The sequence below is a fragment of the Aeromicrobium sp. genome (genome assembly GCF_050700635.1).
Lineage (GTDB): Bacteria > Actinomycetota > Actinomycetes > Propionibacteriales > Nocardioidaceae > Aeromicrobium.
The window spans coordinates 1-13,316 of the sequence record NZ_JBOHDT010000062.1; the positions used below are offsets into that span (position 1 = coordinate 1).

Genomic DNA, 13,316 nt, shown 5'->3' on the forward strand with positions numbered 1-13,316 from the left:
GGGTGTAGGTGCGCAGGATCGTGGGGATTCGGACCGAGACGGTCATGCAGGCTCCTTGTTCCGGGTCAGGTGATGCCAGCGTCGACGAACGCATCGTACGTGGCATCGATGGTGGCGGTGGGTCCGACGCGACCGGAGATCGCGTCGAGGGTCTTGAGACCGTCGCCGGTGTTGAACACGACGGTCTCGGCGTCGGGGTCGAGCTGTCCGGCCTCGAGCAGCTTCTTGAGTGTCGCGACGGTGACGCCACCGGCGGTCTCGGCGAAGATGCCCTCGGTACGGGCGAGCAGGGCGATGCCGTCGCGGATCTCGTCCTCGCTGACGTCCTCGACCGCGCCACCGGTGCGACGCGTGACGTCGAGCACGTACGGGCCGTCTGCTGGGTTGCCGATTGCGAGCGACTTGGCGATGGTGTCCGGCTTGACCGGCCGCACGACGTCGTGGCCGTCCTTGAAAGCGGCCGAGACGGGCGAGCAGCCGGTGGCTTGGGCGCCGAAGATCTTGTAGGGCGTGTCGTCGACGAGGCCGAGTCGGGCCAGCTCGCCGAACGACTTGTCGACCTTGGTGAGCTGCGAGCCGGAGGCGACCGGGATGACGACCTGCTCGGGCAGCTTCCAGCCGAGCTGCTCGGCCACCTCGTAGCCGAGCGTCTTGGAGCCCTCGGCGTAGTACGGCCGCACGTTGACGTTCACGAAGGCCCAGTCGGACTCCTCGCCGGCGATCTCGCTGGCGAGCTTGTTGACGTCGTCGTAGTTGCCGCGCACCGCGACGAGGGAGCCGCCGTAGACGGCGCTGGCGAGGATCTTGGCCTGCTCGAGGTCGTCGGGGATGAGCACGACGCCGCGGATGCCGGCGCGCGCCGCTGCAGCGGCGACCGCGTTGGCCAGATTGCCCGTGGACGGACAGGCCAGGACCTTGAAGCCGAGCTCGCGAGCGGCGGCCAGGGCGACAGCCACGACGCGGTCCTTGAAGGAGTGGGTCGGGTTGCCGGAGTCGTCCTTGACCCACAGCGACCGGATGCCGAGCTCGCGTGCGAGGTTGTCGGCCTTGACCAGACGGGTGAAGCCGGGGTCCGTGTTCGGGATGGAGGCGACGTCGGCCGGCACCGGCAGCAGGTCCCGGTAGCGCCAGATGCTGCGGGGACCCGACTCGATCTGCTCGCGCGTGACCGTGCCGAAGTCGTAGCCGATCTCGAGCGGCCCGAAGCACTCGTAACACGCGTAGAACGGGCCGAGCTCGCGCTCGGTTCCGCACTCGCGGCACACCAGTGAGCGGGCCGGGCCGAACGCGCCATCGCGGGGTGGGGTCGCGGCCGAAACGTTCTCTGTTGCCTGTGTACTCACGAAGTCTCCTGGTCATCTTCCCCGGATCGAATCTCGTCCGGGACGGATGTAGCACCTGGCTTCCCGTGACCGGGAGAACTGGTTGCTGGGGCTTCGCCGGGCCGTGTCCCTCTGCCCCTCATGATGAGTGGTCTTCAGCCTACGGGCGCGTCTCATCATGCGTCCAATCGGTCCGATCCGTGAGATCTCGGGGGCCGCGTACCGAGTCGTGTCAGCGCCGGCGCTTGAAGCGGGTGGTCGGGGGCGGGTAGCCGCCGTCGTCGAGGCCGGCCAGGCGCTCGAACACGTTGTATGAGGAGTGGTTGCCGGCGACCAGGTAGGAGACGCCGACGGACATGAAGTAGAGCGGAAGCATGACGGGTCCGAGGAGGAAGGCGAACTGTGTGCAGTGCCGGTCCTCGTGGCGGAGCAGCTTCGGCCGCGCTTCCAGCCAGCCGAGATCGTGCTTGCTGATGATGACGCTGCCGATGGTGAAGGCCCCGGCGACCGGGAACCCGAATCTGTAGCCGGGACACACATGGGTGCCGCGGCCGCGGCGTGCTCGCGTGGTGCCCCCGAGGCGGGCGACCAGGAGACCGAGCGGAGTGCTGAGGTTGATCCAGTTGACGACTGTGCGGATCCGCGTCCACGGGGTGTGTGGGAGTGGGGTCAGGATCCTCGTCCTGCCTCGAGGGCGTCGGCCAGCCCACCCAGCCAGACCGCGACGGCATCGGGTCCGTCGAGCACGAGGTCGGCCCGCGCGACGAGCGCGTCCTGCTCGTCGGAGGCCGAGCAGACGAGCAGCCCGCCGATCCCCTGCGAGCGGAGCCGGTCGACCGCGTCGAACGCGGGCAGGTCGCCGAGGTCGTCACCGGCGAACACGACGTGGCGCGCGGGGATCTCCTCGGCCAGCCCCTCCAGAGCTTCGCCCTTGTCCGGCCCGGGCGCTCTCAGCTCCACGACCCGACGCCCCGGCTCGACGGTGAGCCCGTGCTCCGTGGCCAGCGACTGGAGCGGCCCGGCGAGCACGTCGAGAAGACCGTCCTCGAGGCCTCGCGTGTGGACGGCGACGGCAAGCCCCTTGTCCTCGACTCGCACGTGATCGGCGCCGCGGTCGGCCAGCCACTTCGGGAGAAGTTCGGCCAGCAGGCGGACCGAGTCGGGGTGATCGGGCGCGTGCGTCTCACCCGTGGAGGCGTCCCACCTCTCGGCACCGTACTGACCACACACGATCAGCGACTCGAAGCCCGGACGACCGGCGAAGCCGCCGAGCTCGAGCGCCTGGCGAACCGGACGGCCGGTGATGATCGCGATCTGTCCGAGGAGAGGTCCGAGCCGGCTCAGGGAGTCGACTGCGTGGGCGTGCGCGAAGGCGGTGGCGGGGTCGTCGACCACGTGCGCGAGCGTGCCGTCGAAGTCGAGGGCGAGCAGGGTGCCGGACGGATCGGCCACCACGGCGTCCACCTCGGTGGTCGTTCGCGACATTCCCGAATCATGGCATTCCGAGCAGGATCACCGTGAGGCGGTCCGTGCGCATGCCTGCCTTGATCGTGAGCACCGGGCCGATTCCGAGATCATTCGCGAGCAGTCGCGCCTCGGCCCTGCGGCCGACCGGGTGGTGCACCGCCGTCTGGGCCGCCCCCCTTCGCCAGTTGTCGATGTTGCTGACGGTCCATCCCGCCGCCGTGGCGCGCGCGCCCACCTGCCTGGCGAGGCCGGTGGTGCGGGTGGCGTTGAGAACGTCGACGCCGATGGCAGTGCGGCTGACCTCCGGTTGCGGTTTCGGTTTCGGCCTCGGCTTCGGGGTCGGCGACTTGGTCTCCTTCGGGGTGGGGCTCGGCGTGGGGCTCGGCGTGGGCGAGGGTGTCGGCGATGCGGTCGCGGCACTCACCGGCGCGGCTTCGTCGCTGGGCATGAGGAACGTCGCCCATCCGAGACCGAGGAGACCGACGACGCACGCCGCAGCCGTCAGGATCAGGAACCATCCGGGCAGGATGTACGCCTTGCGCCCCGGAGTCTTGCGCTGATCGTCCACGAGCCGCGGGTCAGAGATCGATGCCCAGGCGGCGTGCAGAGCGGCTGCGCTGCCGCTGCGCCCTCAGGCGGCGGAGGCGCTTGACGAGCAGGGGGTCGTAGGCGAGGGCGTCGTCGCGATCGATGAGGGCGTTGAGCACCTGGTAGTAGCGCGTGGACGACATGTCGAACTTCTCGCGGATCGCCTGCTCCTTGGCGCCGGCGTACTGCCACCAGAGACGCTCGAGCGCGAGGATCTCGCGGTCGCGTTCGTCGAGAGCAGTTCCGTCAGCTGGGCCATCGAACGCGGACGAACTCGTGCCGCGTCCCGGCTGCTCTGCTGCGCTCATGGGCTGATCCTACGGTAAATCACAACGATGTCATTCGTTAGGCTGGCTTGATGCCGCTCGTGTCGCCGCCGGTGCGTTGGGGAATTCTCGCCACTGGGAACATCGCCCACAGCTTCGCCGAGGACCTCGCCCTCGTACCGGACAACGCCTTGGTGGCCGTCGGTTCACGCTCCGCGGAGTCCGCCCGCGCGTTCGCGGGGAAGTATTCCAGTCCGTCGTCGACCGTTCGAGCGCACCCCTCCTACAGCGAGCTGGCCGACGATCCCGATGTCGACGTCGTCTACGTCGCGACGCCGCACGGGCGTCACGAGGAGGACGTGCTGCGGTGTTTCGAGTCCGGCAAGGCGGTGCTGTGCGAGAAGGCGCTGACGTTGGAGACCGAGTCGACCGAGCGTCTCGTCGACGAGGCGCGGCGGCGCGGTCTGTTCTTCGCCGAGGCCATGTGGATGCGCACGAACCCGAACATCCGACGAGTCGTGCAGCTCGCACACGATGGCGCCTGCGGCACGATCGGGCAGGTGCGAGCCGAGCTCGGCTTCGTCGCTCCGACCGACGTGGCTCGACTGTGGGATCCCGCTCTCGGGGCGAGCGCCCTGCTCGACATCGGCATCTACCCGCTCACGCTCGCCCACCTCGTGCTCGGCGCACCCGACGACGTCGCCGCGGCGGGCACGCTCTCCGAGCGCGGCATCGACCTCGGGGGCGGTGCGACCCTGACATACCCGGGCGGCGCGGTGGCGAGCCTGGCGTGGACGCAGATGGCGTGGTCCGACAACCGCGCGGCCGTCTCGGGCGACGGCGGGCGCCTCGAGATCCCGGCCCGCTTCCACGAGGCCACCGGATTCACCTACGCCCGCGGCGAGACGCTGGAGAGCCACGCGGAACCGGTTGTCGGCCGTGGCTACGCGCACGAGGTCGAGGAGGTGGCCGCCTGCCTGCGCGCCGGCCGCACCGAGTCCGGCCTGCTCCCCCTCGACGGCACGGTGGCGGTCATGCGGGTGATGGACGAGATCCGCGGGCAGCTTGGCGTCCGGTACGGATAAGGATCTGGAGGCGTCGAAGTGGACGTCGCCGCCGGAAGCGTAGGTAGGGTGACGACCATGGCGGCTGGTCTCGCGGAATTCGTGGTGATCGCCAACCGTCTGCCCGTCGACAGATACATCGCGCATGACGGCGCAGTCACGTGGCGCACGTCCCCCGGTGGCCTCGTCACCGCGCTCGAACCCGTCATGCGTCGCAAGGGTGGCGCCTGGATCGGGTGGCACGGCGCACCCGACGAGAAGCTCAAGCCGTTCGAGCACGACGGTCTGCGACTCGTCCCAGTCCCGTTGTCGGCCCAGGAGGTCGAGGAGTACTACGAGGGCTTCTCCAACGGAACCCTGTGGCCGCTGTATCACGACGTCATCGCTCCACCGGAGTTCCACCGGGAGTGGTGGGACTCCTACGTCGACGTCAACCACCGCTTCGCTGCCTGCGCCGCGCGGGTCGCCAAGCGCGGCGCCACGGTCTGGGTGCAGGACTACCAGCTGCAGCTGGTGCCCTCGTTGCTCCGTGGCCTGCGGCCCGATCTCCGCATCGGATTCTTCCTGCACATTCCCTTCCCGCCACGGGAGCTGTTCACCCAGCTCCCGTGGCGGCGTCAGATCCTCGAGGGACTCCTCGGCGCGGACCTCGTTGGGTTCCAGCTACCGGGGGCGGCTCAGAACTTCGTCCGTCTCGTCCGCGAGCGAGTCGGCCACAAGACGCACCGAGACCTGATCTACCTCCCCGAGGGTCGCACCGTCGTCGCCAGGGCTTTTCCCATCTCGATCGACGTGAACGCGTTCGAGCAGCTCGCTCGCAGTGAGAACGTCACCGCCCGCTGCAAGGAGATCCGCGAGAGCCTCGGCAACCCCAAGCACGTCCTGCTGAGCATCGACCGCCTCGACTACACCAAGGGCCTGCGGCAACGCCTGCGCGCGTTCGGTGAGCTGATCCGCGACGGCTCCATCGATGTCGACGACGCCGTGTTCGTGCAGGTGGCCACGCCTTCACGCGAGCGCGTCGACCAGTACCGGATCCTCCGTGACGACATCGACCGGCTGGTGGGGCGGCTCAACGGCGACGTCGGCCGCATCGGCCAGCAGCCGATCACGTATCTGCACGCGTCGTACCCGCGCGAGGAGATGGCGGCTCTGTACCGCGCCGCCGACGTCATGGTCGTCACGCCCCTGCGCGACGGCATGAACCTCGTCGCCAAGGAGTACGTGGCCTGCCGCTACGACGATGCCGGGGCGCTCGTTCTCAGCGAGTTCGCCGGCGCCGCTGCGGAGCTGCGGCAGGCGTACCGCGTCAACCCCTACGACATCAACGGCATGAAGGCGGCGCTCATGGAAGCCATGGGAGCCGAACCGCGCGAGCAGGCTCGCCGCATGAAGACGATGCGCAAGACCGTCATCGAGAACGACATCGACCACTGGGCCACGGCGTTCCTGGACGAGCTCAACTTCGAGCGCCCTTCGCACGACAAGAAGATGCGCCCCGCCCGCGGGCGTTCGTGACCCTCCGCAGCCAGTGGTACGAGACGCCTGACCTGGTGGGCGACCACGTCAAGCTCGTGCAGCTGCACCCAGACCACGCCGCGGGTCTGCTGGCGGCAGCTGACGACGACGAGGTGTTCCGCTGGCAGTCCTTCGCCCGTCCCACCACGCTCGACGAGGCCGCGCGGCTGCACGACTGGTACCTGGCACGTCCGGACACGATCACCTGGACCCAGATCGACCGGGCGAGCAACGCCGTCGCCGGCATGACGACGTTCTACGAGATCGACCCCGTCAACCGGTCGGTCGCGATCGGTGTCACGTGGCTCGGGCGGCGGTTCTGGCGCACCGCCGTGAACACCGAGGCGAAGCTGCTGCTGATGCGCCGGGCGTTCGACGATCTCGGTTGCGCCCGCGTGGTGTGGCACGTCGACATCGCCAACGAGCGCTCGCAGGCCGCGGTCGAACGCATCGGCGGCGTCCGCGAAGGCGTGCTGCGCAAGCACCGCGTGCGGCGCGACGGCTCGTGGCGCGACACCGTTGTGTTCTCGATGACCGACGACGAGTGGCCGGCCGCCTGCAAGGTGCTCGAGGAACGACTCGCCCCCTGACTTCCAGAATTGGCGTGCAAACCACCACGACCAGTGGCCTGGGTGGTGGTTACGGGGCCAATTCTGGTGGGCGGGCGTCGCGGAGGAGGCGCTGCGAGCCGAGGGACAGCACCACCGCGATCCCGGCGGCGGTGACCGTGACGGCGAAGGCCGGTGTGTGCGACGCCAGGGCGTCCGCGAGTCGTCCGGCCACCGACGAGCCCAGCGCATAACCGACGCCGGTGGCGCCGGCGAGCATCGTCATCGCCATGCCGACGCGGTCCCCCGCCACCAGATGGCCGGCGAGCGCGAAGTTGCTGATCATGTACGGCGCGACCGCGAAGCCGAGCAGGGCGATGACACCCATCAACGGACCGATCGAGTCGACCAGCAACAGGGGCAAGGAGAGCACGAGAAGAGCGATCGCGGAGACGAGCATCCGGGTGGCGTAGAGGACGCGCTCGGGCAGGCCGGTCACGGCCAGGCCGGCGATGACGCTGCCGACGCCGAGGGTCGCGTGGATGACGCCGGCGAGGCCCGGCTGGCCTTCTGCAGTGGCGAGCACCGTCGAACCGGTCTGGGTTCCGCCGAACACCATGCCCACGCACATCTGGGCGAGGACGAGCACGACGAACGCCGCACTGAACAGCCGTCCGCGGGCCTGTCCCGGCACCCGGTCGCTACCGGTGAGCGCGGCCGTCGGGTGCAGCGCGAACCAGGAGCCGAATGCCGCGAGGACGAACGCCGCGCAGACCAGCGCACCGGACGGGTTCGCGATCACGGCGAGGGCGCCGACGAGCGCCGGCCCGAGCACGAACGACGCCTCGTCCGCAGCACCCTCGTAGGAGAACGCGGCGTCGAGCAGCCGGACGCGGTCGTCGGCGTCACGCACGGCCGGTCCCCAGCGGACCCGCGCCAACGGACCGATCTGCGGGATCGCGAGCCCGGCGAGCGCGGCCACCGCGATGATCGTCACGGCAGGCAGGTCGCGGCTGGTGACCTCGACGACCGCCAGCAGTCCGGCCGCTCCGGCGATCGACTGCCCGAGCACCACCGGACGCTGGCCGATGCGGTCGGCAAGTCCACCGGCGAACGGCGCGCCGATCGCATTCGCGACGGCCAGGGCACCGGCAGCCGCGCCGCCGAGGGCGTACCGACCGGTCTGCGTGCTGACCAGCACCAGGGTGCCGAGCTGGCTCATCGCCAGCGGGATGCGTCCGAGGAAGGCCACCGCCACGTACCCGGGCCCGACCGTGCGCAGAAGGGTGCGATACGAGGACATGGCGGACACGGCTCCGACCCTAGGGTGAGCCCATGACCTTGGAGCCCGCACGTCGCGCCACTACGGCGATCTTCGTGGTCAACGGGTTCGTGCTCGGCATGTGGGTGGTCAACATCCCCGAGATCCTCGACCGCACGGGCGCCTCCAAGGCGCAGCTCGGCCTGCTGCTCCTCCTCCTGGGAGGCGCGGCCCTGGTCGGTATGCAGGGCGCGGGACGCCTGGTGGACCAGTACGGTTCACGCCCCGTCGTCGTCATCTCGGCGCTGCTCCTGTGCGCCGCGCTGCTTGGTCCAGCTCTCGCCACCGACGTGTGGACGCTGGCCGTCGGGCTCGCTTTGCTCGGTCTCACCAACGGAGCGGTCGACGTCGCGCAGAATGCGCACGCGGTCGAGGTCGAGCGCGGCTACGGGCGGCCGGTGATGAGCGCGTTCCATGCCTTCTTCTCGCTGGGTGGCGTCCTGGCGGCCGTGCTCGGTGGGGCTCTCATCGCAACCGGCACCGACCTGCGGGTGAGCCTTGGCGTCGCGGCGACAGCCGGGCTCGGTGCAACGCTCGCCGCGCGGAGCCACCTGCTGGCGCCGGGTCCGCGGGACCACGTCGAACGGTCCGGCCCGCGCGCGCCGTGGTCGTCACGCGTCGTCCTGCTCGGTGCGCTCGCGTTCGTGCTGCTGCTCGCCGAGGGTGTCGCCTACGACTGGAGCACCGTTCACCTGCACGAGTCGCTCGGCGCGCCCAAGGACGTCGCCGCGTGGGCGTTCGGCGCATTCTCCGTGACGATGACGGTGATGCGGCTGCTCGTGGACCGCATCGTGGCCCGCACCGGACCGGCAGCGTTCGTCCGCGTCGCTGCGCTGGTCGGCGCCATCGCTCTCACCGGCGCTGCCCTGGCACCGAACGCACCGACCGCGATCGTGGCCTGGGGGCTGTTCGGCATCGGTCTCGCCGGCTGCGTGCCGCAGTTCTTCACCGCCGCCGGCAACATCGACGTCGGCGCGTCCGGCACCTACGTCGCACGCGTGGCCGGTCTTGGCTACCTGGGGCTGCTCGCCGGGCCGGCGTGCGTCGGCCTGCTCACTGCCTGGGTTCCGCTCACGACAGCGTTCGTCGTGCCTATCGTCGGCTGCATCGCGGCGGGCCTGCTCGCGCCAAGAGTTCTGCACAAGGAGTACGCATGACGAAGAACCTGACCGACCTGATGGCCCCCGACTGGGCCGCGGCGCTCGCCCCGGTGGCCGACGACATCACGGCCGTCGGTCGCTTCCTGCGTGAAGAGCTGGCGGCAGGCCACACCTATCTCCCGGCGGGTGATCGGATCTTCCGGGCCTTCGCCGAGCCGATGTCCGACGTGAAGGTGCTGATCACCGGGCAGGACCCGTACCCGACGCCGGGACATCCGGTCGGTCTGTCGTTCTCGGTCGCTCCGGACGTGAAGGAGCTCCCCCGCAGCCTCCAGAACATCTACACCGAGCTGCACACCGACCTCGACATCAAGCCGTGCCCCCACGGAGACCTGACGGCCTGGGCCGAACAGGGAGTAATGCTCCTCAACCGCGTCCTCACGGTGCGAACCAGGGCACCGGCCAGCCACCGTGGTCATGGCTGGGAAGCCGTCACCGAACAGGCGATCCGCGCCCTCGTGGCACGACAGCAGCCGCTCGTGGCGGTGCTCTGGGGACGTGACGCGCAGGGCCTCAAGGCGATGCTCGGCGCCACGCCGACGATCGAGAGCGCACATCCGAGCCCGTTGTCGGCGTCCCGGGGCTTCTTCGGCTCCCGTCCGTTCAGCCGGGTCAACACGCTCCTCGAACAACAGGGCGCTCGACCGGTCGACTGGTCGCTCCCCCACTAGGCTGACCGGCATGAGTCGCCGCCCAGACCGCGCTGGCACCGGCCGCGACCGTGCCGCCGTCATCGACGAGGCCTTCGACGGCATCCAGCGATGGGGCCTGCGGATCATCGTCCTCGCCGCCGCCGTCTACGTGCTCGGCTGGATCGTCGGCGAGCTCTGGATGATCATCTTCCCGGTCGCGATGGCCCTCATCGTCTCCACCGTCCTCGTTCCCGCCGTCTCCTGGCTCGGCAACCACAAGGTGCCGTGGGGGGTGGCGAGCGGGGTGGTCGTGTTCGGCTTCCTCGCTGCTGTCGTGGGCATCATCGCGGCGCTCACGCCGCAGGTCGCCGGCCAGGCTCCCGAGATCGCCAACAGCGCGGCGCGAGGTCTGCAGCAGATTCGCGACTGGCTCACCGCAGGGCCGCTCGGCCTTTCCGAAGGCCAGATCACTCGAGCCATCGAAGCCGTGCAGGACCGACTCCGCAACAGCGCCGAGGCCATCAGCTCGGGGGTGTTCTCCACGATCGGCGCGGCCACCTCGGCCGTCGTCAACCTCGTGCTGATACTCATGCTGACCTTCTTCTTCTTGAAGGACGGCCACAAGTTCCTGCCCTGGATGAAGACCCTCGGAGGCCGCCGCGCCGGCGAGCACTCCGGCGAGGTCATGGAGCGCGCGTGGGACACCCTCGGCGGCTTCATCCGCACCCAGTCGCTCGTGGCCTTCATCGACGCGATCATCATCGGCACCGGCCTGGCCATCCTCGGGGTGCCGCTGGCGGTGCCGCTCGCCGTGGTGACGTTCTTCGGCGGCTACATCCCGATCATCGGTGCGTTCATCAGCGGGGCGCTCGCCGTGCTCGTGACTCTGGTGACCAACAGCCCGCGCGACGCCCTCATCGTCCTGATCATCGTGATCGGCGTCCAGCAGCTCGAGGGCAACGTGCTCTCCCCCTACCTGCAGGGCAAGAATCTCAACCTGCACGCGGGCGTCGTGCTGCTCGCGGTCACCGCCGGCGGCACCCTGTTCGGCATCACCGGTGCGTTCCTGGCAGTACCGGTCGCGGCCACCACCGCCGAGATCCTGCGCTACGTCAACGAGCGCATCGACACGGCCGTCGACGAGGACGACGCGCCACCGGAGGACTCCCGGTCGGCCGACGAGCTGGAGCGCCGAGCCGACGACTGAACGCTCCTTTTTTGCAAACGTATGACCTTTGGGGCACACTCGGCCGGGTATTGCACGTGACCGACCTCACTCCCAGGAGTCCTCGATGGATCCCATCGCCCCGGTATACGGCACCACGGTGCTGCTGCTCATCGCCGCAGCCGCCGTCGCCGTCCTGCTCTTCCTCATCATCAAGGTGAAGCTGCACGCGTTCATCGCCCTCGTCCTGGTCAGCGTGCTCACCGCCATAGCCGTCGGCTTCCCTCTCGGGGACATCCCCGACGTCCTGATCTACGGCTTCGCCGACACCATCGCGTCCGTCGCCCTGCTGGTCGGCTTCGGGGTGATGCTCGGACGCCTGCTCGAGGTGACCGGTGGCGCCCAGGTCCTGGCGGACACCCTCGTCGGACGGTTTGGCGAGAAGCGAGCGCCGTTCGCGCTCGGCGTCGCCGCCTTCATCTTCGGGCTGCCGATCTTTTTCGACGCCGGTCTCGTCGTGTTCCTGCCGATCATCCTCACCGTCGCCCGTCGCTTCGGCGGGTCGCTGCTCTACTACGCATTGCCGGCTGCCGGTGCGTTCGCCGCGGTACACGCTCTCATGCCGCCGCACCCCGGTCCGGTCGCCGCGGGCACCCTCCTCGATGGCGACATCGGCATCATCATGCTGGTCAGCCTGCCGATCGCCATGGTGGCCTGGTTCGTCGGTTCCTACCTGGTCTCCCGCGTGATGGGCGCCCGCTTCGACGTGGCGGTCCCGACGTACCTGTTCGGTGAGCAGAACGGCGGCACGGACGTCGGTACCGGCACCGATGCCGGCGGCGGTGTCGGCTCGACGACGACGAAGGTCAAGGCGCCCGCGTTCAGCACGGTGCTGGGCCTGCTGGCCATCCCATTCGTCCTCATCGCCTTCAACACGATCCTCACCACGTTGGTCGAGAACGGCACGCTGGGCGAGGGCAACAAGATCGTCGACCTGCTCATCCTGCTGGGTGTCACACCCGTGGCCCTGCTGATCACCTTGCTCGTCGCGATCGTGGTGCTGGGCACACGTGGTCGGTCGATGGACGACACGATGTCCATCCTCGACGACTCCCTCGGTCCGATCTGCGCGATCATCCTGATCACCGGTGCCGGCGGCATGTTCGGCGGTGTGCTCGAGCTGAGCGGCATCGGCGAGGCGCTGACGTCGTCGCTCTCCGACCTGGGCATCCCGTTGCTCCTGCAGGCGTTCTTCATCGCCACCGCAATTCGCGTGGCCCAGGGATCGGCCACGGTGGCGCTCACAACCACGGCCGGCCTCATCGCCAGCGACGCCGCCGGCCTGGGCGACGTGCAGATCGCGTTGCTCGTCACCGCCATCGCCGCCGGCGCGACGGTGCTGTCCCACGTGAACGACTCCGGTTTCTGGCTGGTCAGCAAGTTCTTCGAGATGGACGTGAAGACGACGCTGAAGACGTGGACCGTCATGGAGACGACGCTGGGACTGTCGGCCTTCGCCGTGGCGGCTGTGCTGTACCCGCTTGTGGGTTGATGGGCTCAGCGCCGGCGATGCATCTCCGAGACCACCTCGACGCAGATCGCCTGCATCGCCGCCTGGGCCATGTCGGCGTCGCCGGCGGCCACTGCCTGGGCGACCATCAGGTGCAGTCGCCGGGCCTCGGGCTTCGGCTCGGCAGGCATGAGGTGATGGTCGGTTCGTCCCCGCAGCACCTCCTCGACGACGTCGCCGAGGGCGGCGAACATGACGTTGCCGGAGGCCGTGAGCAGCAGCCGGTGGAAGGCGATGTCGAGGTCGAGGAAGGTGGCGAGGTCACCAGCCGCGCCGGACGTCTCCATCGCCTCGGCCAGCCGCACGATCTCCTGCCGCGCGTGCTCGTCGGCGTGCGTGGCCGCGAGCGCGGTCGAGGGCGGCTCGACGGCAGCCCGCAGCTGCGACAGCTCGTGCAGGTGCGAGGCGCGGGCGTCGCCCTCCAGTCGCCAGCGGATGATCGCGGGATCGAAGTGGTCCCACTCGTCCGACGGAAGGACGCGAATGCCGGTGCGCCGACGGCTCTCGACCAGCCCCATCGAGGCCAGCACCTGCACCACCTCGCGCGCGACGGTGCGCGAGACGCCGTACTCGGTCTGCAGGGCATCGAGGGTCAGGGTCGAGTTGGATGCCAGTCGCCCGTCGACGATCCGGGTCCCCAGCTCGGCGAGCACTCCGGTGTAGACGGTCGACACGTGCACGAGCCTAGTGGCCGG

General features: G+C 69.4%; 14 protein-coding genes and 1 riboswitch. Of the genes, 7 read left to right on the plus strand and 7 right to left on the minus strand.

What is annotated here, in order from left to right; all coding sequences use genetic code 11:
- Positions 1-65 precede the first annotated feature (65 nt).
- The 5 genes from thrC to ACRDPN_RS04525 all read right to left on the minus strand — a co-directional run bounded on the left by thrC (position 66) and on the right by ACRDPN_RS04525 (position 3,685).
- Positions 66-1,343, minus strand: a complete 1,278-nt coding sequence (gene thrC / locus ACRDPN_RS04505) for a threonine synthase (protein WP_431446156.1) — start codon at positions 1,341-1,343, stop codon at positions 66-68.
- A gap of 9 nt (positions 1,344-1,352) precedes the next feature.
- Positions 1,353-1,473, minus strand: a riboswitch (SAM riboswitch).
- An 81-nt stretch (positions 1,474-1,554) separates the two neighbouring features.
- Positions 1,555-1,860, minus strand: a complete 306-nt coding sequence (locus ACRDPN_RS04510; protein WP_431446157.1) for a hypothetical protein — start codon at positions 1,858-1,860, stop codon at positions 1,555-1,557.
- Positions 1,861-1,991: 131 nt separating this feature from the next.
- Positions 1,992-2,807 carry a trehalose-phosphatase gene (gene otsB / locus ACRDPN_RS04515; protein WP_431446158.1) on the minus strand — a complete coding sequence of 272 codons (816 nt, stop codon included), beginning with the start codon at positions 2,805-2,807 and terminating at the stop codon, positions 1,992-1,994.
- Positions 2,808-2,814: 7 nt separating this feature from the next.
- Positions 2,815-3,357 (minus strand): LytR C-terminal domain-containing protein, encoded by a 543-nt coding sequence (locus ACRDPN_RS04520; protein WP_431446159.1) that lies wholly within the window; start codon positions 3,355-3,357, stop codon positions 2,815-2,817.
- Positions 3,358-3,367: 10 nt separating this feature from the next.
- The gene (locus ACRDPN_RS04525) at positions 3,368-3,685 is read right to left on the minus strand and encodes a DUF3263 domain-containing protein (protein ID WP_431446160.1); all 318 of its coding nucleotides are present in this window, start codon (positions 3,683-3,685) and stop codon (positions 3,368-3,370) included.
- Positions 3,686-3,735: 50 nt separating this feature from the next.
- On the opposite strand from ACRDPN_RS04525, the gene ACRDPN_RS04530 reads away from it, so the two are divergent.
- Genes ACRDPN_RS04530 through ACRDPN_RS04540 form a run of 3 tightly spaced genes read left to right on the plus strand, consistent with a single transcriptional unit; the run spans position 3,736 to position 6,815 of the window.
- Positions 3,736-4,728 (plus strand): Gfo/Idh/MocA family protein, encoded by a 993-nt coding sequence (locus ACRDPN_RS04530; protein WP_431446161.1) that lies wholly within the window; start codon positions 3,736-3,738, stop codon positions 4,726-4,728.
- 57 nt (positions 4,729-4,785) lie between these two features.
- Positions 4,786-6,225 (plus strand): alpha,alpha-trehalose-phosphate synthase (UDP-forming), encoded by a 1,440-nt coding sequence (locus ACRDPN_RS04535; protein WP_431446162.1) that lies wholly within the window; start codon positions 4,786-4,788, stop codon positions 6,223-6,225.
- The gene (locus ACRDPN_RS04540; RefSeq protein WP_431446163.1) at positions 6,222-6,815 is read left to right on the plus strand and encodes a GNAT family N-acetyltransferase; all 594 of its coding nucleotides are present in this window, start codon (positions 6,222-6,224) and stop codon (positions 6,813-6,815) included. Before ACRDPN_RS04535 ends, ACRDPN_RS04540 begins: the two co-directional genes overlap by 4 nt.
- 49 nt (positions 6,816-6,864) lie before the next feature.
- On the opposite strand, the gene ACRDPN_RS04545 is transcribed toward ACRDPN_RS04540, so the two are convergent.
- On the minus strand, positions 6,865-8,076 hold the full coding sequence (locus tag ACRDPN_RS04545; RefSeq protein WP_431446196.1) for an MFS transporter: 1,212 nt from the start codon (positions 8,074-8,076) through the stop codon (positions 6,865-6,867).
- A 32-nt stretch (positions 8,077-8,108) separates the two neighbouring features.
- Between ACRDPN_RS04545 and ACRDPN_RS04550 the strand changes: the two genes are divergently transcribed.
- The 4 genes from ACRDPN_RS04550 (at position 8,109) to ACRDPN_RS04565 (ending at position 12,603) form a co-directional block, all read left to right on the plus strand.
- Positions 8,109-9,251 carry an MFS transporter gene (locus tag ACRDPN_RS04550; RefSeq protein WP_431446164.1) on the plus strand — a complete coding sequence of 381 codons (1,143 nt, stop codon included), beginning with the start codon at positions 8,109-8,111 and terminating at the stop codon, positions 9,249-9,251.
- Positions 9,248-9,925, plus strand: coding sequence for a uracil-DNA glycosylase (locus ACRDPN_RS04555; protein ID WP_431446165.1), 678 nt, complete (start codon positions 9,248-9,250; stop codon positions 9,923-9,925). Before ACRDPN_RS04550 ends, ACRDPN_RS04555 begins: the two co-directional genes overlap by 4 nt.
- Before the next feature lie 10 nt (positions 9,926-9,935).
- Positions 9,936-11,093, plus strand: coding sequence for an AI-2E family transporter (locus tag ACRDPN_RS04560; protein ID WP_431446166.1), 1,158 nt, complete (start codon positions 9,936-9,938; stop codon positions 11,091-11,093).
- Between the two features lie 85 nt (positions 11,094-11,178).
- Positions 11,179-12,603, plus strand: a complete 1,425-nt coding sequence (locus ACRDPN_RS04565) for a GntP family permease (protein ID WP_431446167.1) — start codon at positions 11,179-11,181, stop codon at positions 12,601-12,603.
- A 5-nt stretch (positions 12,604-12,608) separates the two neighbouring features.
- On the opposite strand, the gene ACRDPN_RS04570 is transcribed toward ACRDPN_RS04565, so the two are convergent.
- Positions 12,609-13,295: a FadR/GntR family transcriptional regulator gene (locus ACRDPN_RS04570; protein ID WP_431446169.1), complete on the minus strand. Its 687-nt coding sequence runs from the start codon at positions 13,293-13,295 to the stop codon at positions 12,609-12,611.
- Between the last annotated feature and the right edge of the window lie 21 nt (positions 13,296-13,316).

What these genes read in the sequence shown, in the direction of transcription:
- ACRDPN_RS04560 (WP_431446166.1), top strand. Translation starts at nt 9,936, where the DNA reads ATGAGTCGCCGCCCAGACCGCGCTGGCACCGGCCGCGACCGTGCCGCC.
- ACRDPN_RS04525 (WP_431446160.1), bottom strand. Translation starts at nt 3,685, where the DNA reads ATGAGCGCAGCAGAGCAGCCGGGACGCGGCACGAGTTCGTCCGCGTTC.
- ACRDPN_RS04530 (WP_431446161.1), top strand. Translation starts at nt 3,736, where the DNA reads ATGCCGCTCGTGTCGCCGCCGGTGCGTTGGGGAATTCTCGCCACTGGG.
- ACRDPN_RS04545 (WP_431446196.1), bottom strand. Translation starts at nt 8,076, where the DNA reads ATGTCCTCGTATCGCACCCTTCTGCGCACGGTCGGGCCCGGGTACGTG.
- ACRDPN_RS04565 (WP_431446167.1), top strand. Translation starts at nt 11,179, where the DNA reads ATGGATCCCATCGCCCCGGTATACGGCACCACGGTGCTGCTGCTCATC.
- ACRDPN_RS04555 (WP_431446165.1), top strand. Translation starts at nt 9,248, where the DNA reads ATGACGAAGAACCTGACCGACCTGATGGCCCCCGACTGGGCCGCGGCG.
- otsB (WP_431446158.1), bottom strand. Translation starts at nt 2,807, where the DNA reads ATGTCGCGAACGACCACCGAGGTGGACGCCGTGGTGGCCGATCCGTCC.
- ACRDPN_RS04550 (WP_431446164.1), top strand. Translation starts at nt 8,109, where the DNA reads ATGACCTTGGAGCCCGCACGTCGCGCCACTACGGCGATCTTCGTGGTC.
- ACRDPN_RS04535 (WP_431446162.1), top strand. Translation starts at nt 4,786, where the DNA reads ATGGCGGCTGGTCTCGCGGAATTCGTGGTGATCGCCAACCGTCTGCCC.